At 40.3% G+C, this 16,338-nt stretch carries 18 protein-coding genes and 1 riboswitch; of the genes, 16 read left to right on the forward strand and 2 right to left on the reverse strand.

The window, feature by feature from the left end; genetic code table 11:
• The first annotated feature begins 48 nt into the window (after positions 1-48).
• The 15 genes from FD50_RS03500 (at position 49) to FD50_RS03570 (ending at position 13,285) form a co-directional block, all read left to right on the forward strand.
• Entirely contained in the window at positions 49-507 is a 459-nt protein-coding gene (locus FD50_RS03500) for a DUF441 domain-containing protein (RefSeq protein ID WP_056960298.1), read from the forward strand.
• Positions 508-526: 19 nt separating this feature from the next.
• Positions 527-1,393: a CvfB family protein gene (locus FD50_RS03505; RefSeq protein WP_056960301.1), complete on the forward strand. Its 867-nt coding sequence runs from the start codon at positions 527-529 to the stop codon at positions 1,391-1,393.
• Positions 1,394-1,459: 66 nt separating this feature from the next.
• Positions 1,460-2,347 (forward strand): site-specific tyrosine recombinase XerD, encoded by an 888-nt coding sequence (xerD, locus tag FD50_RS03510; protein ID WP_056960303.1) that lies wholly within the window; start codon positions 1,460-1,462, stop codon positions 2,345-2,347.
• Positions 2,348-2,425: 78 nt separating this feature from the next.
• Positions 2,426-2,785, forward strand: a complete 360-nt coding sequence (locus FD50_RS03515) for a GNAT family N-acetyltransferase (protein ID WP_056960305.1) — start codon at positions 2,426-2,428, stop codon at positions 2,783-2,785.
• Positions 2,775-3,539, forward strand: a complete 765-nt coding sequence (locus FD50_RS03520; RefSeq protein ID WP_056960307.1) for a segregation and condensation protein A — start codon at positions 2,775-2,777, stop codon at positions 3,537-3,539. Before FD50_RS03515 ends, FD50_RS03520 begins: the two co-directional genes overlap by 11 nt.
• Entirely contained in the window at positions 3,529-4,143 is a 615-nt protein-coding gene (scpB, locus tag FD50_RS03525) for an SMC-Scp complex subunit ScpB (RefSeq protein WP_056960309.1), read from the forward strand. Before FD50_RS03520 ends, scpB begins: the two co-directional genes overlap by 11 nt.
• On the forward strand, positions 4,133-4,852 hold the full coding sequence (locus tag FD50_RS03530; RefSeq protein WP_056960311.1) for a pseudouridine synthase: 720 nt from the start codon (positions 4,133-4,135) through the stop codon (positions 4,850-4,852). The genes scpB and FD50_RS03530 overlap by 11 nt, the downstream gene beginning before the upstream one ends.
• A 64-nt stretch (positions 4,853-4,916) precedes the next feature.
• Positions 4,917-5,037, forward strand: a riboswitch (FMN riboswitch).
• A gap of 102 nt (positions 5,038-5,139) precedes the next feature.
• Positions 5,140-5,718 (forward strand): ECF transporter S component, encoded by a 579-nt coding sequence (locus FD50_RS03535; protein ID WP_054756524.1) that lies wholly within the window; start codon positions 5,140-5,142, stop codon positions 5,716-5,718.
• Between the two features lie 322 nt (positions 5,719-6,040).
• Positions 6,041-7,072, forward strand: coding sequence for a helix-turn-helix domain-containing protein (locus FD50_RS03540; protein WP_056960313.1), 1,032 nt, complete (start codon positions 6,041-6,043; stop codon positions 7,070-7,072).
• The gene (locus FD50_RS03545; RefSeq protein ID WP_228887906.1) at positions 7,062-8,513 is read left to right on the forward strand and encodes a RecQ family ATP-dependent DNA helicase; all 1,452 of its coding nucleotides are present in this window, start codon (positions 7,062-7,064) and stop codon (positions 8,511-8,513) included. The genes FD50_RS03540 and FD50_RS03545 overlap by 11 nt, the downstream gene beginning before the upstream one ends.
• Before the next feature lie 108 nt (positions 8,514-8,621).
• Positions 8,622-9,263: a LysM peptidoglycan-binding domain-containing protein gene (locus FD50_RS03550; protein ID WP_054756530.1), complete on the forward strand. Its 642-nt coding sequence runs from the start codon at positions 8,622-8,624 to the stop codon at positions 9,261-9,263.
• 104 nt (positions 9,264-9,367) lie between these two features.
• Complete coding sequence (gene cmk / locus FD50_RS03555; protein WP_054756532.1) at positions 9,368-10,048, forward strand: (d)CMP kinase; 681 nt, start codon at positions 9,368-9,370, stop codon at positions 10,046-10,048.
• A gap of 80 nt (positions 10,049-10,128) precedes the next feature.
• On the forward strand, positions 10,129-11,337 hold the full coding sequence (rpsA, locus tag FD50_RS03560; RefSeq protein ID WP_056960315.1) for a 30S ribosomal protein S1: 1,209 nt from the start codon (positions 10,129-10,131) through the stop codon (positions 11,335-11,337).
• A gap of 111 nt (positions 11,338-11,448) precedes the next feature.
• Entirely contained in the window at positions 11,449-12,759 is a 1,311-nt protein-coding gene (der, locus tag FD50_RS03565) for a ribosome biogenesis GTPase Der (protein WP_056960317.1), read from the forward strand.
• 250 nt (positions 12,760-13,009) lie between these two features.
• Positions 13,010-13,285 carry an HU family DNA-binding protein gene (locus FD50_RS03570; protein WP_056960319.1) on the forward strand — a complete coding sequence of 92 codons (276 nt, stop codon included), beginning with the start codon at positions 13,010-13,012 and terminating at the stop codon, positions 13,283-13,285.
• 375 nt (positions 13,286-13,660) lie between these two features.
• On the opposite strand, the gene FD50_RS03575 is transcribed toward FD50_RS03570, so the two are convergent.
• Both FD50_RS03575 and FD50_RS03580 read right to left on the reverse strand, forming a co-directional pair.
• Complete coding sequence (locus tag FD50_RS03575) at positions 13,661-13,996, reverse strand: hypothetical protein (protein WP_054756538.1); 336 nt, start codon at positions 13,994-13,996, stop codon at positions 13,661-13,663.
• Positions 13,997-14,385: 389 nt separating this feature from the next.
• Positions 14,386-14,595, reverse strand: a complete 210-nt coding sequence (locus tag FD50_RS03580; RefSeq protein WP_054756540.1) for a flagellar basal body-associated FliL family protein — start codon at positions 14,593-14,595, stop codon at positions 14,386-14,388.
• Between the two features lie 347 nt (positions 14,596-14,942).
• Here FD50_RS03580 and FD50_RS03585 point away from each other — a divergent pair, with 347 nt between their 5' ends.
• A complete protein-coding gene (locus FD50_RS03585; protein WP_056960322.1) occupies positions 14,943-16,208 on the forward strand; it encodes a tetratricopeptide repeat protein in 1,266 nt (421 codons plus the stop codon).
• The last annotated feature ends 130 nt before the right edge of the window (positions 16,209-16,338 follow it).

A 16,338-nucleotide genomic window follows, 5' to 3' on the forward strand; every position in this document is an offset into this window, starting at 1 on the left:
TCTTTTTCAGTTAAAATGGATAAGGATTTGAGTATACGGGGTGAAACAATGGAAAGTTGGATTTTCTTAGGTATTATTTTGCTGGTAGCAGTTGTGGCGAAGAATTCGTCTTTGGCGTTAGCCGCTTTAGTGGTTTTGGCACTTAAAGTTTTTCCGTTAACCCAAAGGTGGCTGCCGGTGATTCAAAGTCGTGGAATTGATTGGGGTGTGACGGTCATTTCAATTGCAATTTTAATTCCAATTGCACGGGGGCAGATTACATTTGCTGACTTAGTAGGTGTGTTTAAGACTCCAATGGGGTTGATTGCTGTTGCTTGTGGGATTTTAGTAGCTGTGTTATCACGTAATGGAGTTTCGCTGCTTGCGAATACCCCGCAGGTGACAGTCGCACTAGTCTTGGGGACGATTCTGGGAGTTGTCTTTCTCAGAGGAGTTGCTGCGGGTCCTGTAATTGCTTCTGGGATCGCATATTGTATCATGAGTGTGCTGCACATCAGTTTTAATTAGTGGAGGAATAATAATCAAGATGGAAATGAAAGAAATAATTGGGCAAGAATTGACTGCCAAAGTGGTTGACGAAAATGAAGCTTTCTATTTTTTGCAGATTCAAGGAAAGACGCTTAGATTGGCGAAAGCTGAAGTGGAAGAACCGTTAACCAAATCTGATGAAGTTAATGGTTTAATTTATGAAAACGAAGATCATGAATTACAAATGACAACTAACCTTCCTGAAAGCCGGATAGGTCGCTATGGATTTGGACAAGTAGTTGCAACTAAGCATGAGTTAGGCGTGTTTGTTGATATTGGACTTCCTAATAAAGATGTTGTTGTTTCACTAGATGAACTTCCTGAGTTAACTCGTCTTTGGCCTAAAAAGGGAGATTGGTTGATGATTGCTTTAAGAGTTGATTCCAAAGGACGCTTATGGGGGACACTTGCGACTGAGGAGGTCTTTCAAGAAATTTCAGTCAAAGCTGATAAAGAGATGCAAAATAAGGACGTGAGTGCCATTGCATATCGCTTGAAAATGACAGGCACACATGTGCTGACCTCAGATTTTCACTTGGGCTTTATTCATCCTAGTGAAAGAGATGCTGAACCAAGGCTGGGAGAAAAGGTTAAGGCACGTGTAATCGGTGTACGCCCTGATGGCCTTTTGAATCTTTCCTTACGTCCGCGAGCCTACGAAGCGATTGGTGATGATGCACAGATGATTTTAGCGCTTTTGCAGCATCAAAACGGAACACTGAATTTTACTGACAAAAGTAGTCCAGCGGAGATCAAGGCATTTTTCGGGATCAGTAAGGGACAATTCAAACGAGCAGTCGGTCACTTGATGAAAGCCGGTTTGGTTAAACAAACTGCAGATCAGCTTTTATTGAACAAAGAATAATTGTACGGATGCAGCAAAATGGTTGGACTTGAAGCTAGAATTTTCTAACGCAAAGGATGTGGGATTATCGAAGGAATTATTGCTGACTATTTACATTATCTGAAAGTTGAGCGGGGCTTGTCACATAATACAATTGTCAGTTATCAAAATGACTTATTGCAGTTTATGACTTTTTTGCAAACTTTTGAAATAACTTCTTTCAATGATGTTGATCGTAAAGTCGTAGTTTCTTTCCTGCAACAAGAAAGTGAGCAAAAAAAAGCTACGAGTTCGATTGTGCGCTGTGTGACTAGCTTGCGTAAGTTTTTCCAATACCTAATTGAAGAAGAAAAAGTCACGGCTGACCCAATGCAACTGATTGATGCTCCCAAACGAAGAGAGCATCTACCGGAAGTGCTTTCTGTTAAAGAAGTTGATTGTCTCTTGAATTCGCCTGATACAGCTAAACCACTGGGATTAAGGAACAGGGCAATCCTTGAATTGATGTATGCGACTGGATTGCGTGTTAGTGAAGTAATTGGATTGAAACTAGCAGATCTGCATCTCAGCTTGGGTTTGATTCAAACTTTGGGAAAAGGTCAAAAAGAAAGAATAATCCCAATTGGGGATCAAGCAATTCACTGGTTGGAACGGTATCTAAATGAAGTTCGGCCGCAATTACTGAAAAAACAGCGAAACAACTATCTTTTTTTAAATCACCATGGGCGTAAACTGTCACGTCAAGGTATTTGGAAAAACTTGAAGCTCGAAGTTCAAAAAGCGGGAATTCAAAAAAATGTTACGCCCCACACGCTCAGACATTCGTTTGCAACGCACATTTTAGAAAATGGTGCCGATCTAAGAGTGGTGCAGGAATTACTGGGCCACGCAGATATTTCAACTACTCAAATATATACACACCTTTCTAAGAAACGGCTTGCAGATGTATACAATAAGTATCACCCGCGTGCTTAGATAATTTGAACAAAAAAGAAAATTATGATAAAGTAAATTCGATTTTACTTTAGATATCTAGACCACAGGAGGTCAATCATGCTTTACAAGTATAAAAATGATTATGAGAAAATCACCATGGGGTTGCTCTCTTTCATTCCTGACCTGAAAGAGTTCTCCCGCCTGAAAGCTGAGATTAAATGGTACAGTGATGATGACGATCGTTGTCTCTTTTTGTGGAAGAATGACACGGGTGATTTTGTTGGCGTCATTGGAGTAGAAGCGACTGAGAATGTCTTAATGATTCGCCATATTGCGGTGACCCCGGCGGAGCGCAATGAAGGCGTTAGTTTTGAGATGTTAAGTGACCTTGCTATTTTATATCCAAAGATTAAAATGATGGGAAGTATTGAGACTGCTGGTTTAATCGCCAAGTGGGAGCAACGAAATGGCAAGTGAAGATGTTCAGACACAGCTAACTTTTAAACTTGATACGTTCGAAGGCCCCCTTGACTTGTTGTTGCAATTGATCAAAAAAAATGAGATGGATATCTATGATATTCAAATGACAAAAATAACTTCTCAGTATATTGAACAGCTGCATCAGATGCAGACAATGTCGCTCGATATCGCTGGGGAGTATTTAGTTATGGCTGCAACCTTATTAAATATTAAAAGTAAGATGCTCCTACCGCAGCATCCAGCGATCATGGACACACAGGAAAGTCAAGATCCGCGTTTGGAACTTGTCCAGCAGTTGCTCTTGCATCAATGTTATCAGCTTGCAGCTAGCAACTTAGAAGCTGCGGCTCAAAAAAGAGCACGACAGCATACACGTGAACAAGCGGCGGTGCCTGCGGGAGTCAGAAGTCAGCTTTTAAAGAAAAAGCAGGCGCCTGAAAAATTACAACATGCGTTGTTTAGTCTTTTGAGTCGGCAGCAAATTAAAGTGGTTGTTAATAAAAAAGTGCATCGCGAGCATTACACGATTAAGGGTGAGATGCAGCGGCTCCAGCAGTTGCTTGCAACTGGTCCAACAGTAGAGCTTGAATTCAGCGCACTTTTTGAAAAACAGCAAGAAATTGAGCTTGATCAAGTGGTAACTTCATTTTTAGCATTGCTAGAGTTGATTAAACGCGGGATTGTGCAAGCTAAGCAAAAAAGTGTGTTAGGTCCAATCAAATTGAGGAGTGTCGCAAAAAATGCAGAGTAATCAGGCAAAAATTGAAGCCTTGCTTTTTGTAGCAGGAGACGAGGGGCTTTCGTTGAATCAGTTGGTTGAGTTGACTGGTTTGCTCAAACCGGCACTCTCAGCGCAAATTGAAAAATTGGCTGCAAATTACGCTGCTAATTCTGATTGCAGTTTGCAAATCATTACAACACAGGAACGATTTCGACTAGCAACCAAGCAGGAGTTTGCTTCCTTGCTGCAAGCTTATTTCGAAGCCCCCAATGTTGCTTCTTTGTCACACGCTGCTTTGGAGACTTTAGCCATTATTGCATATAAACAACCAGTTACGCGTGTGCAAATTGAAGAGATTAGAGGCGTACGTTCAACGGGTTCATTACAGAAGTTACTGGCTTTTGAATTAATCACTGAAGCAGGTCGGCTGGAGGCGCCTGGGCGTCCAATTTTATATCAGACAACTGAAAATTTCCTCAATCATTTTGGATTGCATTCGTTGAAAGATTTACCGGCATTGCCGCAACCGAATGAAGAAAAAGGCGGCAGCGAGCAGCAAGATCTGCTTGAACTTTTTAATGAAACATTGCAAGAAGATGATTCTAAAGTGGAGGAACATAAAGATGACAAATGAAACTGAACGGTTGCAAAAAGTGATGGCACGTGCGGGGGTAGCTTCCAGACGAGCCTCTGAAAAGTTGATTTTAGCTGGGAAGGTGCAGGTTAATGGAGCAGTTGTGACCGAACTAGGTATTAAGGTCGGACCGGCAGATTTGGTAACTGTCAACGGGGAGGCACTTGAGCGTGAAAAACAGGTCTACTATCTTTTCTATAAACCGCGGGGGGTCATCTCAGCGGCTAGTGATGATAAGGGCAGAAAAGTTGTAGTGGATTATTTTAAAGATGTTCCAGAACGCCTCTATCCAGTCGGCCGTTTGGATTATGATACTTCAGGGCTGTTAGTGATGACAAATGATGGCGAATTAGCTAACAAATTGATGCATCCACGCTACAAAATTGATAAGACCTATATTGCCAAGGTGGAAGGAATTCCAGATAATGAAGCTTTCAAAAAATTACGACTAGGGGTTTTAATCGATCACAAGAAAACGGCCCCAGCCAAGGCCCATCTCTTGTCCGCTGAGCGTGCGAAGAAAACGGCAGTAATTTCGTTAACAATTCATGAAGGGCGCTATCATCAAGTTAAGAAGATGCTTGAGGCGGTAGGTTATCCTGTGCAAAAGTTGCGGCGTGAAAGTTATGGTTTTTTAACGCTTGCCGGTTTAAACGCGGGAAGTTATCGTAAGTTAACCCAAGATGAAGTTCAACGCTTAAAACAGTAATGTGGAATTCCTAGTTGCAATGCGTTCAGGGATATGGTATTTTTAACATATAATAAAATAATTAGTTTATCTTCAGGGGCAGGGTGAAAATCCCGACCGGCGGTAAAAGTCCGCGACCTGCAGCAATGCAGTTGAACTGGTGTGAGTCCAGTACCGACAGTATAGTCTGGATAAAGAAGATAGGGCTTATTTAATGATAATTAGGTAAACTCTGTTGGTCTCTGATCAGCAGAGTTTTTTTGTTGAATAAGCACACTGTTGAAGATGAACATCAGGAGGTTTTTTTGATGGTTTATTCTGCTACACGCAGATACGTAATCGCTTCTTTTTTAGCAGGATTATCGTATCTACTAATGTTTTTGTCTTTTGCGGTGATTCCGCTGGTACCATATATGAAGATTGATTTCTCAGACTTGCCAATTCTTTTTGGTATGTTTCTGTTTGGTCCGTTAGGCGGAATTGAGATTGCGATTTTACGTTCATTGCTGTATTTCTTGATTTCTGGACCGTCTATTGCTAGTTTGATTGGCGTTTCGACTAACTTGCTTGCTTCACTTTGCTTTTGCTTACCAGTTTTCTATATTTTACGCAAAAGTCATGCCGTGACCGCTAGCAACATTGGACGCTCTATCCTTGCTGGAACTGCTAGTCTCACGGTAGTGCTATCGCTGGCCAATTACTTTGTAATCACGCCTTTATATATGGCGGTATTAGGGATGAAGCTCTCACTTCCTCTTAGCCAGTTGGTTTTATACGGTGTGGTGCCGTTCAATTTAATCAAAGGTGTGCTGGTTGGAACTGCTTTTTGGTTGTTATTTACCAAGCTGCGTGTTTGGCTCAAGGACCGTTCAGTAGTGATGCATTAGTTAATGCTGCACGGCAGGTTAGAACATGAACAAATGCAGGACTTGGACTGGAGCCTCAGATTGCAAAATGTAAATAAAATAGCTTAAGTTTAGGTTCAGTTTAGCAGGGAGGTTTGTTTACCCAGCTGGCTGAACTTTTTTAGTTACATCGAAAATAAAACCAGCAGTCTACAAAATGATTGACTGGGCAGATTTAATTTGAAGTTAAAACAGGTACAGCTTTTTTCAAAGAGAGCACTGCGATTTGAGTGTATTTATTCTTTATTTGCGTAGATAATACGGTAGAATAAGAAGTGATAGTTAAAGAGCAAGGAGGTGGACTATGTTTGCACAAGAGGAACTGCTTTATTTTTTTTCACAAACTCAAACACGTCGACCTGCAGTGGTGCGTCAAGTGCTTGCTAATAAGCGGACAGTCTCAAATCTTTTTTGGGGAATGCAGTATCAAATCCTGGACTGGTTAAATACGCAGCCACAGATGGAGAGCCTGCTTTTTGATAAGGCAATTAAGCAATTGCTTAGGCAAGCAAAATTGGAGCAGCATCCCAATGGCCTTTTGTTAACAGCAAAAGGATTGTCCGCGCGCACGCAATATGCGGCTTTACATTATCGGATTAAACAACCGCAACTTTTTCAACGGCTTGATGAAAAAATGTGGGAGGATGTGCTACAGCTTTTAGTCCAGGTTACTTCAGAATTAGCGTATGCCAACAAACATTACTATGTTGCAGCTGCTTCTGATGGTGCACAGGCTTATTTTAAACGCTGGTTTCGGACCGCCAAACAGCAATTGCAGGCTGCCACTTTGGGAAAAATGTTATTAGCTTTTTTAAAAGATAAACCAACACGAGAAGCTGATTTGTTTATGGCATTTTTTAATGGCCATGGGGTTGTCGCAGCGACTTCAGCGCAGCTTGCCGACAAAAGCAACTATAATATTAGTGACATTGTTAATCTTTGGCGTGATTATGCAGTCAGTTTTGCTTGGTTTTTATTGCACCAAGACACTTATTTTCAAGCACTTGTAGCCCCGCTTTTTAAACAATCCTTGCTTTCTAACAGTACTGCTGCAACTTATGCGCAGTTCCTAAAGGGGGCTTTGCCAGCACAGATTGCCAAGTCCAGAAAGTTGAGACTCAGTACGATTAATGAACATTTGCTCGAAGCGGCAATTTTTGAGAAAAATTTTGCATTTAAGCGACTTTTGAGTGCCACGGAGATTGAATTCTTAGCAGGTATTTTCACCGGTCCCCCAAGTTCGTGGGATTATCAAGTAATTGAAGAACATAAAAAGAAGATTGATTTTTTCAAATTCAGACTTTTTCAGATTGGAAGAAGCAAACATGATCTCTGAGACTTTCTTAACCGAAAAACTGCAGCATTTTTTTGGATATAACTCTTTTAAAGACGGACAAGCAGAAATTATGCGTGCACTGTTAGCGGGACACTCAACTTTGGGAATTTTACCGACCGGAACTGGGAAATCGCTTTGTTATCAGTTGATGGGTAAAATCTTAAAAAAACCGGTTTTAATTGTTTCACCGCTCCTGTCTTTAATGCAGGATCAGGTCGAACAACTACGGTATCTAGGAGAAAAAAAAGCCATTGCATTGACCTCTGAATTATCTTATCAGCATAAACAATTTGTCTTACAGCATTTAGGTGAATATGATTACGTTTATTTAGCTCCTGAAATGCTGCAAAAACAAGCAGTGCTTGCACAGCTAATGCATATTTCGTTAGGATTATTTGTCGTTGATGAGGCGCACTGTATTTCCCAGTGGGGACCAGATTTTCGACCTGATTATCTGGATCTTAAAGAATTGCGGCAAAAAATTGGTAATCCTTTAACGCTTGCATTGACAGCCACGGCTACATCTGCTGTAGAAAGTGACATTTGTCAGCAGCTTTTTGATACAAATGAAGTTCCTAAAATAATTCGCAGGTCGGTTGATCGTGCAAATATTTTTTTGGCAGTTAAAGAGGTCACATCGCAGCAGCAAAAAAATGAATATTTGCTGCAGCTTTTACCGCAATTAAAGATGCCAGTGCTGATTTATTTTTCAAGTAAAAAGAAAGCTGATGAACTTAGTCAGCTAATCAGGGCAAAAACTTCACTTAGAACAGCAGCATACCATGCAGGGCTGGCCAAAAGTGATCGTTATTCTATCCAACAACAGTTTATGCAGGATCAGTTGGATGTAATTTGTGCCACAAGTGCTTTTGGGATGGGAATCAACAAAAAAAATATTCGTTGTATTTTGCATTATCATCTTCCCGCGGACCTAGAAAGCTATTCCCAAGAAGTCGGACGTGCCGGAAGGGATCAACAGCTCAGTTTAGCTTTGTTACTCTTTGATCCGGCAGATATTAAATTGCAGCGGCAATTGAGTAGCAATACTTTGCCAGATGACCTTGAAATAGAGTATTATTTTAGACATAAAGGGCTGGATCATAAACACAGTGCGGCTAGTGAGAAAGAATTACTACTGGAGTATTATACACAACGCGCCATGACCCCCGAAAAAATCCGCTTGATTTTCAAGCGCCGCCGCTTAAGAAAAGAGGAGAAGCTGCAAGCACTGATTAACTATCTTAAATCAACGGAGTGCAGAAGAAACTTTTTATGTGCATATTTTGGTGAAAAACGTGTCGTGCAGCATACAGTTACTTGTTGTCAACCGGCCGGCCAACCCCTTGTTTTAAAAAGGTTTTTAGCTTCTAAAAGAGATCAGACTGCTGCAAGTGTACCGCATGATTATCGTGAAATTATTGCGGCACTGTTTAAAATGTAACTAATAAGTTTAATTAAGACGAAGATCGGTGCTACTAAAGCAAACAAGTATGTTGCACAGCATCTTCTTATGGTAAAATAAAGATGATCGTTTGAGGAGGAATTGCTTATGAGCCGCAAATTAAGGGACCAAGATTCTGAGCAAAAACAAAAACCTTGGGATAAGACATTTGAAGACGAACGGGATGACAGTGGAAATTATTCACGCAGTGCTACACGCAAAAAGGATAAAACTACGAGCGTGCTAACCACCTCGTTACTTGTTATTTTTATTGCAATCATTTTAGGTACAGTTGCATTATATTTTATTTCACAGCAGACTTCCGCTAAGCAAGAAAGTGGGAGTAATAATGATGTAGGGCTGGTTGACAGCAGTTCTTCGAAGAAAAGCTCCTCCAAAAAGGAGACTTCGAAAAAGGCGAGTACTACTTCCAGTAAAAAAGAATCAACACAGAGTTCAACTTCAACAGAAAGTGAACAAAGCGTAGCTACGGCCTCAAGCAGTTCGACAGCTGCAGCGACTGCCAGCAGCTCAACTACGCAAGAAACATCAAGCAGCTCAGCAACTACGACAAGTTCTTCATCCAGTTCGGATGCAACGCAGTCAAGTTATGTAGAAGTTGGGCAGGGACAAGGAATCTATCGTGTGGCGGTTAATAATGGTTTAACAGTTGCACAATTGTTGGAACTTAATCCTACGCTTAGTAGCAGTTCCACCTTGTCACCAGGGCAAAAAGTTCGCGTAAAATAAGGGTGTTAGCGTGTAAGCAGGTTGTACAAGTTCCAAAATTGAAAGATCAAGTAATGGGGCTGCAAGCAGAATTATCTGCAGTCACTTCAGAGAGGTTATGTACCATGGGAAAACAATTACGAATTGCAATTGATGGACCAGCTTCAGCTGGAAAAAGTACAGTTGCCAAACTGGCTGCTCATAGATTGGGTTACATATACTGTGATACAGGTGCCATGTATCGGGCCGTTACGTGGTGGGCACTGCAAAAAAAGGTCGCTTTGGATGATGACCTGGCATTGGCAAAGATGCTGGCACAGCTCGAAATAAAATTTGTGCCAGCTAAAGAAGGACAACGCGTTTTTGTAAATAATAATGAAGTTACTAAAGAAATTCGAATGCCAACCGTCACGAACAATGTTTCGACGGTGGCTGCACAGGTCAGTGTGCGTAAAGTACTCACACAAAGACAGCAAGAAATTGCTGCCGGCGGTGGGATTGTGATGGATGGTCGAGATATTGGAACCACCGTTCTCCCAGATGCAGAAGTTAAAATCTTCTTAGTTGCGAGTGTCAAAGAGCGAGCTTTGCGTCGTTTTCGTGAGAATCAAGCAAAAAATATTCCAACAAGTCTTACCAAGCTTGAATTTGAAATTGAAGAAAGAGATCGGAAGGATTCAACGAGAACGGTTTCTCCTTTGGTAAAAGCGGAAGATGCGATTAAAGTTGATACAACGAGTTTAAGTATTGATGAAGTTGTCACGAAAATAATGAGAATTGTAGAAAATAAGCTTGAAAAAGCGTAAAATTAGTAATTTAACTGGAATTTTTAATAAAATTCGGCTAAAATGGTAGGTAGAGTTAGTCGTTAAGGAGGACATTGTCCATGAGTGAAGCAGAATCAAACAAAGATTTATTAGAGGCGCTCAATAGCGTCAACGAGGTTAAGATCGGTGATGTTGTCAAGGGGGAAGTTTTGGCCATTGACGATGCAAAACAAGTGATCGTTGGAATTGAAGGAACCGGTGTCGAAGGCGTAGTGCCTTTTAAGGAAATCAGTGTTAAGGCCGATGAAAACGTTGAAGAAAATGTTAAGGTTGGAGACGTATTGGACTTAGTAGTGATTTCACGGATTGGTTCTGACAAAGAAGGCGGAAGTTACCTACTTTCGCAGCGTCGACTAAAAGCACGTAAAGTTTGGGATGAGATTGAAGACAAGTTCAAAGCTGAAGAAACAATTACAGCACCTGTTACACAAGTTGTAAAGGGTGGCTTAGTTGTTGATGCAGGCGTACGTGGCTTTATCCCGGCTTCGATGGTTGATGATCGTTTTGTTGAAGATCTGAGTCAATACAAGGGTCAGACACTTGAACTTAAGATTATTGAAATTGAGCCAAGTGAGAACCGGTTAATTCTTTCGCATAAAGAAATTGTGCGCAAGGAACGTGAAGCAAAGAAAGCTGAGACTCTTTCCCAATTAGTTGTGGGGGATGTTGTTGAAGGCAAAGTTGCGCGTTTGACCAGTTTTGGTGCTTTTGTTGATCTAGGTGGCGTTGATGGCTTAGTACACGTCTCAGAAATTTCATATGAACGTGTTGGCAAACCTGCTGATGTGCTAAAGGTTGGCGAAACAGTTAAAGTTAAGATTCTTGCAGTTGATAAAGATAAAGAACGTATTTCATTATCAATTAAGCAAACCTTACCGCAACCTTGGGATGATTTAGCAGAAAAAGTCGCTGAAGGCGATGTACTTGAAGGAACTGTTAAACGTCTGACCAGCTTTGGTGCTTTTGTTGAAGTCTTCCCAGGAGTTGAAGGTTTGGTTCATATTTCCCAGATCTCACATAAGCACATTGCAACTCCAAATGAAGTTTTAAGTTCTGGTGAAAAAATCAAAGTGAAGGTGCTTAGTGTTCATCCTCAAGAACATCGTTTGGCACTTTCAATCAAGGCACTCGAAGAAAAACCAAGTGCTGGAAGTGAAGTTAAGAAGGAAGCTGAGAAACCTTCAAAGGTTGACATTCCTGAAGAAAGCACCGGATTCACCTTGGGTGATCTTGTTGGTGATTTGAAGGATAAAGACGAAGATAAGTAATTCTTCTACTATGTTATTCAGAATGACCCGAAAGATAAGCTGCTTTTGGGTCATTTTTTATGATTTCAGTTGGTAGATGAACTTGAATAATTTTGAAAGAGGGTGTAAATATTGGCTAATCCAGTTGTTGCAATTGTGGGTCGCCCTAATGTTGGCAAGTCAACCGTTTTTAATCGGATTGCTGGAGAAAGAATCTCTATCGTTGAAGATGTTCCAGGAGTGACTCGTGATCGTATTTATGCTCACAGTGAATGGCTGGGACAGAAATTCAGCTTGATTGACACGGGCGGGATTGACACAGGCGAAGAGGAATTTTTGACTCAAATTACCGAGCAAGCAGAAATTGCGATTGATGAAGCAGATGTTATTGTTTTTGTTGTGAGTGTACGCGAAGGTGTCACTGATGCAGACGAAAAAGTCGCCAAAATTCTTTATCGTTCAGATAAGCCCGTCGTGGTGGCTGTTAATAAGGTTGATAATCCAGAGTTAAGAAGTGAAATCTTTGATTTTTATGCGCTTGGTTTTGGTGAACCAGTTCCCATTTCCAGTACGCACGGTATTGGGATTGGGGATCTACTTGATCAGGTGTGCCGTTCTTTTCCTAATACAGGTGCAGAAATTGAAGATCATACAACCCGTTTTAGTCTGATTGGGCGTCCTAACGTTGGTAAATCATCATTGGTAAATGCCATTTTAGGTGAAAATCGTGTAATTGTTTCTAGCGTGGAAGGGACAACCCGCGATGCGATCGATACTCCTTTTATTTCCGCTAATGGTGATGAATTTACAGTTATTGACACTGCCGGAATCAGAAAAAAAGGAAAGGTTTATGAAAATACTGAAAAGTATGCGGTTCTAAGGGCATTGCGCGCGATTGATCGTTCGGATGTTGTTTTAGTTGTTCTCAATGCTGAAGAAGGAATCCGCGAGCAGGATAAAAAGGTTGCGGGTTATGCGCATGAGGCTGGACGCGGGATTATTATTTTAGTCAACAAATGGGATACTGTTAAAAAGACTAATCACACGATGCAGGAATTTGAAGAGCTGATCCGACAAGAATTTCAGTATCTTAGTTATGCGCCAATCATTTTTGTTTCGGCACGGACTAAACAGCGTCTTGATCAGTTGCCACAATTGATCAAACGAATCAATGAAAATCATCAACGCCGTATTCCATCAGCTGTCTTGAACGATGTTGTGATGGATGCAATTGCACGGAACCCAACGCCGACCGATAATGGTAAGCGCCTGCGCATTTACTATACGACACAGGTTGCAATTAAACCGCCAACTTTTGTTGTTTTTGTAAATGATCCTGAACTGATGCATTTCTCTTATGCACGTTTTTTGGAGAATCAAATTCGTGAAGCCTTTGATTTTACGGGGACGCCGCTTCATTTGATAGAGCGTAAGCGTAAATAGTTTAAAAATAATGTCCAATGTGTTAAGCTGATTTTTTACCCTGAAAAAAAGCGCTTTTTTACGCGGAAAATTTAGTTCAAAAAACTAAAAAAAGGGTTAAAAACCTTGTCAGATTAGGCTTTATATGCTATCTTATTAACAGAGATAATGATTTTGTTAGTCATTGTTTCATCATTTTGATTCAGTCAAAATGACTGTTGACAGATATTTGTTATCTGTGTCTATTTCTTCATTTGAGGAGGTGAAACACATGGCAAACAAAGCACAATTAATCGAAACAGTTGCTACAAAAACTGGCTTGACAAAGAAAGATGCAACAACTGCTGTTGATGCAGTTTTTGAAACAATCCAAGCTACATTAGCAAAGGGCGAAAAGGTCCAACTTATTGGTTTTGGTAACTTTGAAGTACGTGACCGTGCAGCTCGTAAGGGCCGTAACCCACAAACAGGTAAAGAAATTCAAATTCCTGCAAGCAAAGTACCTGCATTTAAACCAGGTAAGGCCTTAAAGGATGCTGTTAAATAAAACCGTTCTTTATCCGTCTTAAGTCGGAACAAAACGTTCTGATGATACATTTGTAAAGTCTGATAAGTCAGCGTAAAACGTTGATTTATCAGCTTTTTCTTTTATTTTAATTCTATTAAGCTGAGCAAGAATGATATTTTGGGAAATGCAGTTTGAGGTTGTTTTTCTGGAGTGATCTGCAGGTAGAGTTTGTTTTTGCAAATATAAAAAGCTTGCAGGTTATATTTTTGATATGAAGATAGTAGTGAATATTTTTTCTAAAAAAGCTTGTTGAAAAGCATAAATTCATTTATAATACATTTGGGAGTTTAACTCCCCACAGTATTCCATAGGCGCATTCTTGGCTCTTTTGAGCTAGGAATGTGTTTTATTTTGTTAATATGAATTCATAAGTGAAGCGAAGATTGAGGCAAAGAACAAGAGATAAAGAACAAAAATAACAACTGCAATAATAAATTGTACAAGACCAGCCCGATTCCAAGTCGCTTGAACAGCTTTAAAGGTCTCAATATCCTTATAATCTCCATTTTGCCAAGCCCATTCGTTTCCTTTGAAACCGCATACGAATATCCAGACAAGATTAAATACCGGAATTAAACATAAGAGTGGCAGATATGTCTTATTGCCGATTCCCCAAAAAATATTATACATGAAGGCACCCCAATTCCACCCTTTGATCTGAGCAGGTACGGTTTTGCTATTTTCTTGCATAATTACTCCCCCTATATGAAGTCAGCTTTTAGCGTCATCAGTATTTGGACTACATGAGCCTTGAATAATTTAAATATAACATAATGCCAAGTAATTAAAACTATTTAGCTTAGGACCAATTTGGCAGCCTTTGAAAATTTTTTTCTGAGCGAGCTCAAAAGCTTAGGTGGATTTAGGCACAAAAAATGGCGTAACAAAAAAGAGAGTGTGACATAAGTCGGGAAAATTTGAGTGCTAACTCGAAATTACGAAGATAGCGAGTACTTTGCTATGAGTAATTCGAAGTTAGACGGAAGATTTTGACTTATGGAACACGTTTATCCGGAATGAAAGAGGGACTGTGACAAAATTTAAATTTTGTCACAGCCCCTTATTAAGTAAGAAATTGATTAATTTTTAGTTCCGTTCCCAGCTGGTGATCCAGTAGGTTTTTTACCGTTGGGCATTCCACCACCTTTTTGTTTCATCGTCTTGCTTAAATTGGCTTGAGCGCTATTGTGACCTAAAAAATAGCCTGCAGCGCCGCTAGCTCCCATCAAAATAACAGCTGCAATAACTGTCAGAATTATTTTTTTAAATGCATTGTTTTCTTTTGACATGCTTTATCCTCCTTTAAACTAGCAACTATTTTATAATATTATGTTTTAGTTTTTTAGAAGATAGATTGGCTTTTTAGCTAACAAAGTGTGAACAAGAAAAAGCCAGAATGCATGGAATTTGTAAAAGATAAACCAAGAGCTTAGGTGACCCGAGTCAAAAACGTGGTGACAAGCATTACACAATACTATACTTTAAAAAAATAATATGGTACAATCATTGCCATTGAGGCATTTAGCGGCTACTTAAAAAATTAAAGAGTCAGGGCTTAAAGTCCGGCTTTTTTGTGCATGTTAACGGAATGTTTGCTTGGCGGCTTACTAAAATATTATTCTTAAAAGGAGTTTATATGAATCATTCATTGAAAACAATTGAGTTGCTCAAAAACGGAAAGTTGACTGCTGCAAGGCAGGAATTTGGACAGGCTTTGCAACAAGACACCCCGGATGACCTTTATCACTTAGCAGAAGAGTTGTACTTGTTGGGATTTTCTGATCTGGCTGCACAAGCATACAAAAACTTATTGCAAAAATTTCCAGATGAAGATTTGTTGAAGGTTGCACTTGCTGACCTTGCAGTTGATCAAGGAAAAGATGATGAGGCTTTGAATTATTTGGCGGCTATTCAACCTACTTCTGATGCCTATCTCAATGCACTGTTAGTGGCAGCTGACTTATATCAAACACAGGGACTCTTTGAAGTTAGCGAACAAAAATTGCTTGCGGCTCAAAGAATTGCACCTACAGAAGAAGCTGTGACGTTTGGGCTTGCCGAACTTTATTTCAATATGAAAGAGTACCATAAAGCACTGAAGCTGTACCTGCAGTTAGTAAAAGAGGGAAGTGCAACAGTTGCTGGGGTGCATCTTGTAAAACGGTTAGCACAGGTTTCTGCTGCTGCTGGGAAGCTGGAACAAGCTTTGGGGTACTTCGAGCAGGTTTCTGAAGCTGATTTTGATCCAGACACTCGTTTTCAGTTAGCGTTTACGCAGTTTCAACTTAAAGATTACGAGGGTGCAATTAAGAACTTTAAAAAACTTGCGGCAGCTCAAAGCGACTACACGACGCTTTATCCATACTTAGGAAAGGCGTACGAAGAGCAGGGGTTGCTCCAAGAAGCACTTGAGGCGTTCAAGCAAGGCCTACGCTATGATGAGTACAACATTAAGCTTTACCAAGAAGCAAGCAATGTTTCACTAAAGCTGCAACAACCGCAAGCAGCAACAGACTATTTAAAAAAAGCGCTTGAGCTGGAGCCGGATAACCTAACTTTAGTAATTGAACTGAGTAACCTATTACTTAGCCGTCAGCGCTACCAAGAGACCATTGACTTTTTGAGTATGTTTTTGCAAGCAGATGAGGTTGATCCGCAGCTTTACTGGAATATGGGGCAAGCTTATAATGCACTTGAAAAAGAACAAGATGCCTTTGCGAATTACCAGGCAGCGGCAGCTTCATTTAGTGACAATCCTGACTTTCTTAGAGAATTTGCATTTGTTAGTCGCGCCGCTGGTCATTTAAAGAAAGCTCAGGAAAATGTTGTAGCTTATCTCAAAATCGTTCCTAATGATCTTGAAATGCAGGATCTTAAAGATGAGCTTTTTTCTCAATTTTAAAAAGTGAGTCTCCATTTTTTTGAAGTTAAACGGAGAATTTTGACTTATGGAACACGTTTATCCGGAATGAAAGAGAGAGTTTTGACTTATGGAACACGTTTATCCGGAATAAAAGAGGGGCTGTGACAAA

The organism is Liquorilactobacillus satsumensis DSM 16230 = JCM 12392 (genome assembly GCF_001435195.1).
GTDB classification, from domain to species: Bacteria; Bacillota; Bacilli; order Lactobacillales; family Lactobacillaceae; genus Liquorilactobacillus; species Liquorilactobacillus satsumensis.

Excerpts from the sequence above, each read along its gene's own strand:
- FD50_RS03530 (WP_056960311.1), top strand. The coding sequence starts at position 4,133 with ATGACAAATGAAACTGAACGGTTGCAAAAAGTGATGGCACGTGCGGGG.
- FD50_RS03500 (WP_056960298.1), top strand. The coding sequence starts at position 49 with ATGGAAAGTTGGATTTTCTTAGGTATTATTTTGCTGGTAGCAGTTGTG.
- FD50_RS03540 (WP_056960313.1), top strand. The coding sequence starts at position 6,041 with ATGTTTGCACAAGAGGAACTGCTTTATTTTTTTTCACAAACTCAAACA.
- FD50_RS03535 (WP_054756524.1), top strand. The coding sequence starts at position 5,140 with ATGGTTTATTCTGCTACACGCAGATACGTAATCGCTTCTTTTTTAGCA.
- rpsA (WP_056960315.1), top strand. The coding sequence starts at position 10,129 with ATGAGTGAAGCAGAATCAAACAAAGATTTATTAGAGGCGCTCAATAGC.
- FD50_RS03570 (WP_056960319.1), top strand. The coding sequence starts at position 13,010 with ATGGCAAACAAAGCACAATTAATCGAAACAGTTGCTACAAAAACTGGC.
- cmk (WP_054756532.1), top strand. The coding sequence starts at position 9,368 with ATGGGAAAACAATTACGAATTGCAATTGATGGACCAGCTTCAGCTGGA.
- FD50_RS03585 (WP_056960322.1), top strand. The coding sequence starts at position 14,943 with ATGAATCATTCATTGAAAACAATTGAGTTGCTCAAAAACGGAAAGTTG.
- FD50_RS03580 (WP_054756540.1), bottom strand. The coding sequence starts at position 14,595 with ATGTCAAAAGAAAACAATGCATTTAAAAAAATAATTCTGACAGTTATT.
- FD50_RS03550 (WP_054756530.1), top strand. The coding sequence starts at position 8,622 with ATGAGCCGCAAATTAAGGGACCAAGATTCTGAGCAAAAACAAAAACCT.
- FD50_RS03505 (WP_056960301.1), top strand. The coding sequence starts at position 527 with ATGGAAATGAAAGAAATAATTGGGCAAGAATTGACTGCCAAAGTGGTT.
- FD50_RS03575 (WP_054756538.1), bottom strand. The coding sequence starts at position 13,996 with ATGCAAGAAAATAGCAAAACCGTACCTGCTCAGATCAAAGGGTGGAAT.
- FD50_RS03520 (WP_056960307.1), top strand. The coding sequence starts at position 2,775 with ATGGCAAGTGAAGATGTTCAGACACAGCTAACTTTTAAACTTGATACG.
- FD50_RS03545 (WP_228887906.1), top strand. The coding sequence starts at position 7,062 with ATGATCTCTGAGACTTTCTTAACCGAAAAACTGCAGCATTTTTTTGGA.
- FD50_RS03515 (WP_056960305.1), top strand. The coding sequence starts at position 2,426 with ATGCTTTACAAGTATAAAAATGATTATGAGAAAATCACCATGGGGTTG.
- scpB (WP_056960309.1), top strand. The coding sequence starts at position 3,529 with ATGCAGAGTAATCAGGCAAAAATTGAAGCCTTGCTTTTTGTAGCAGGA.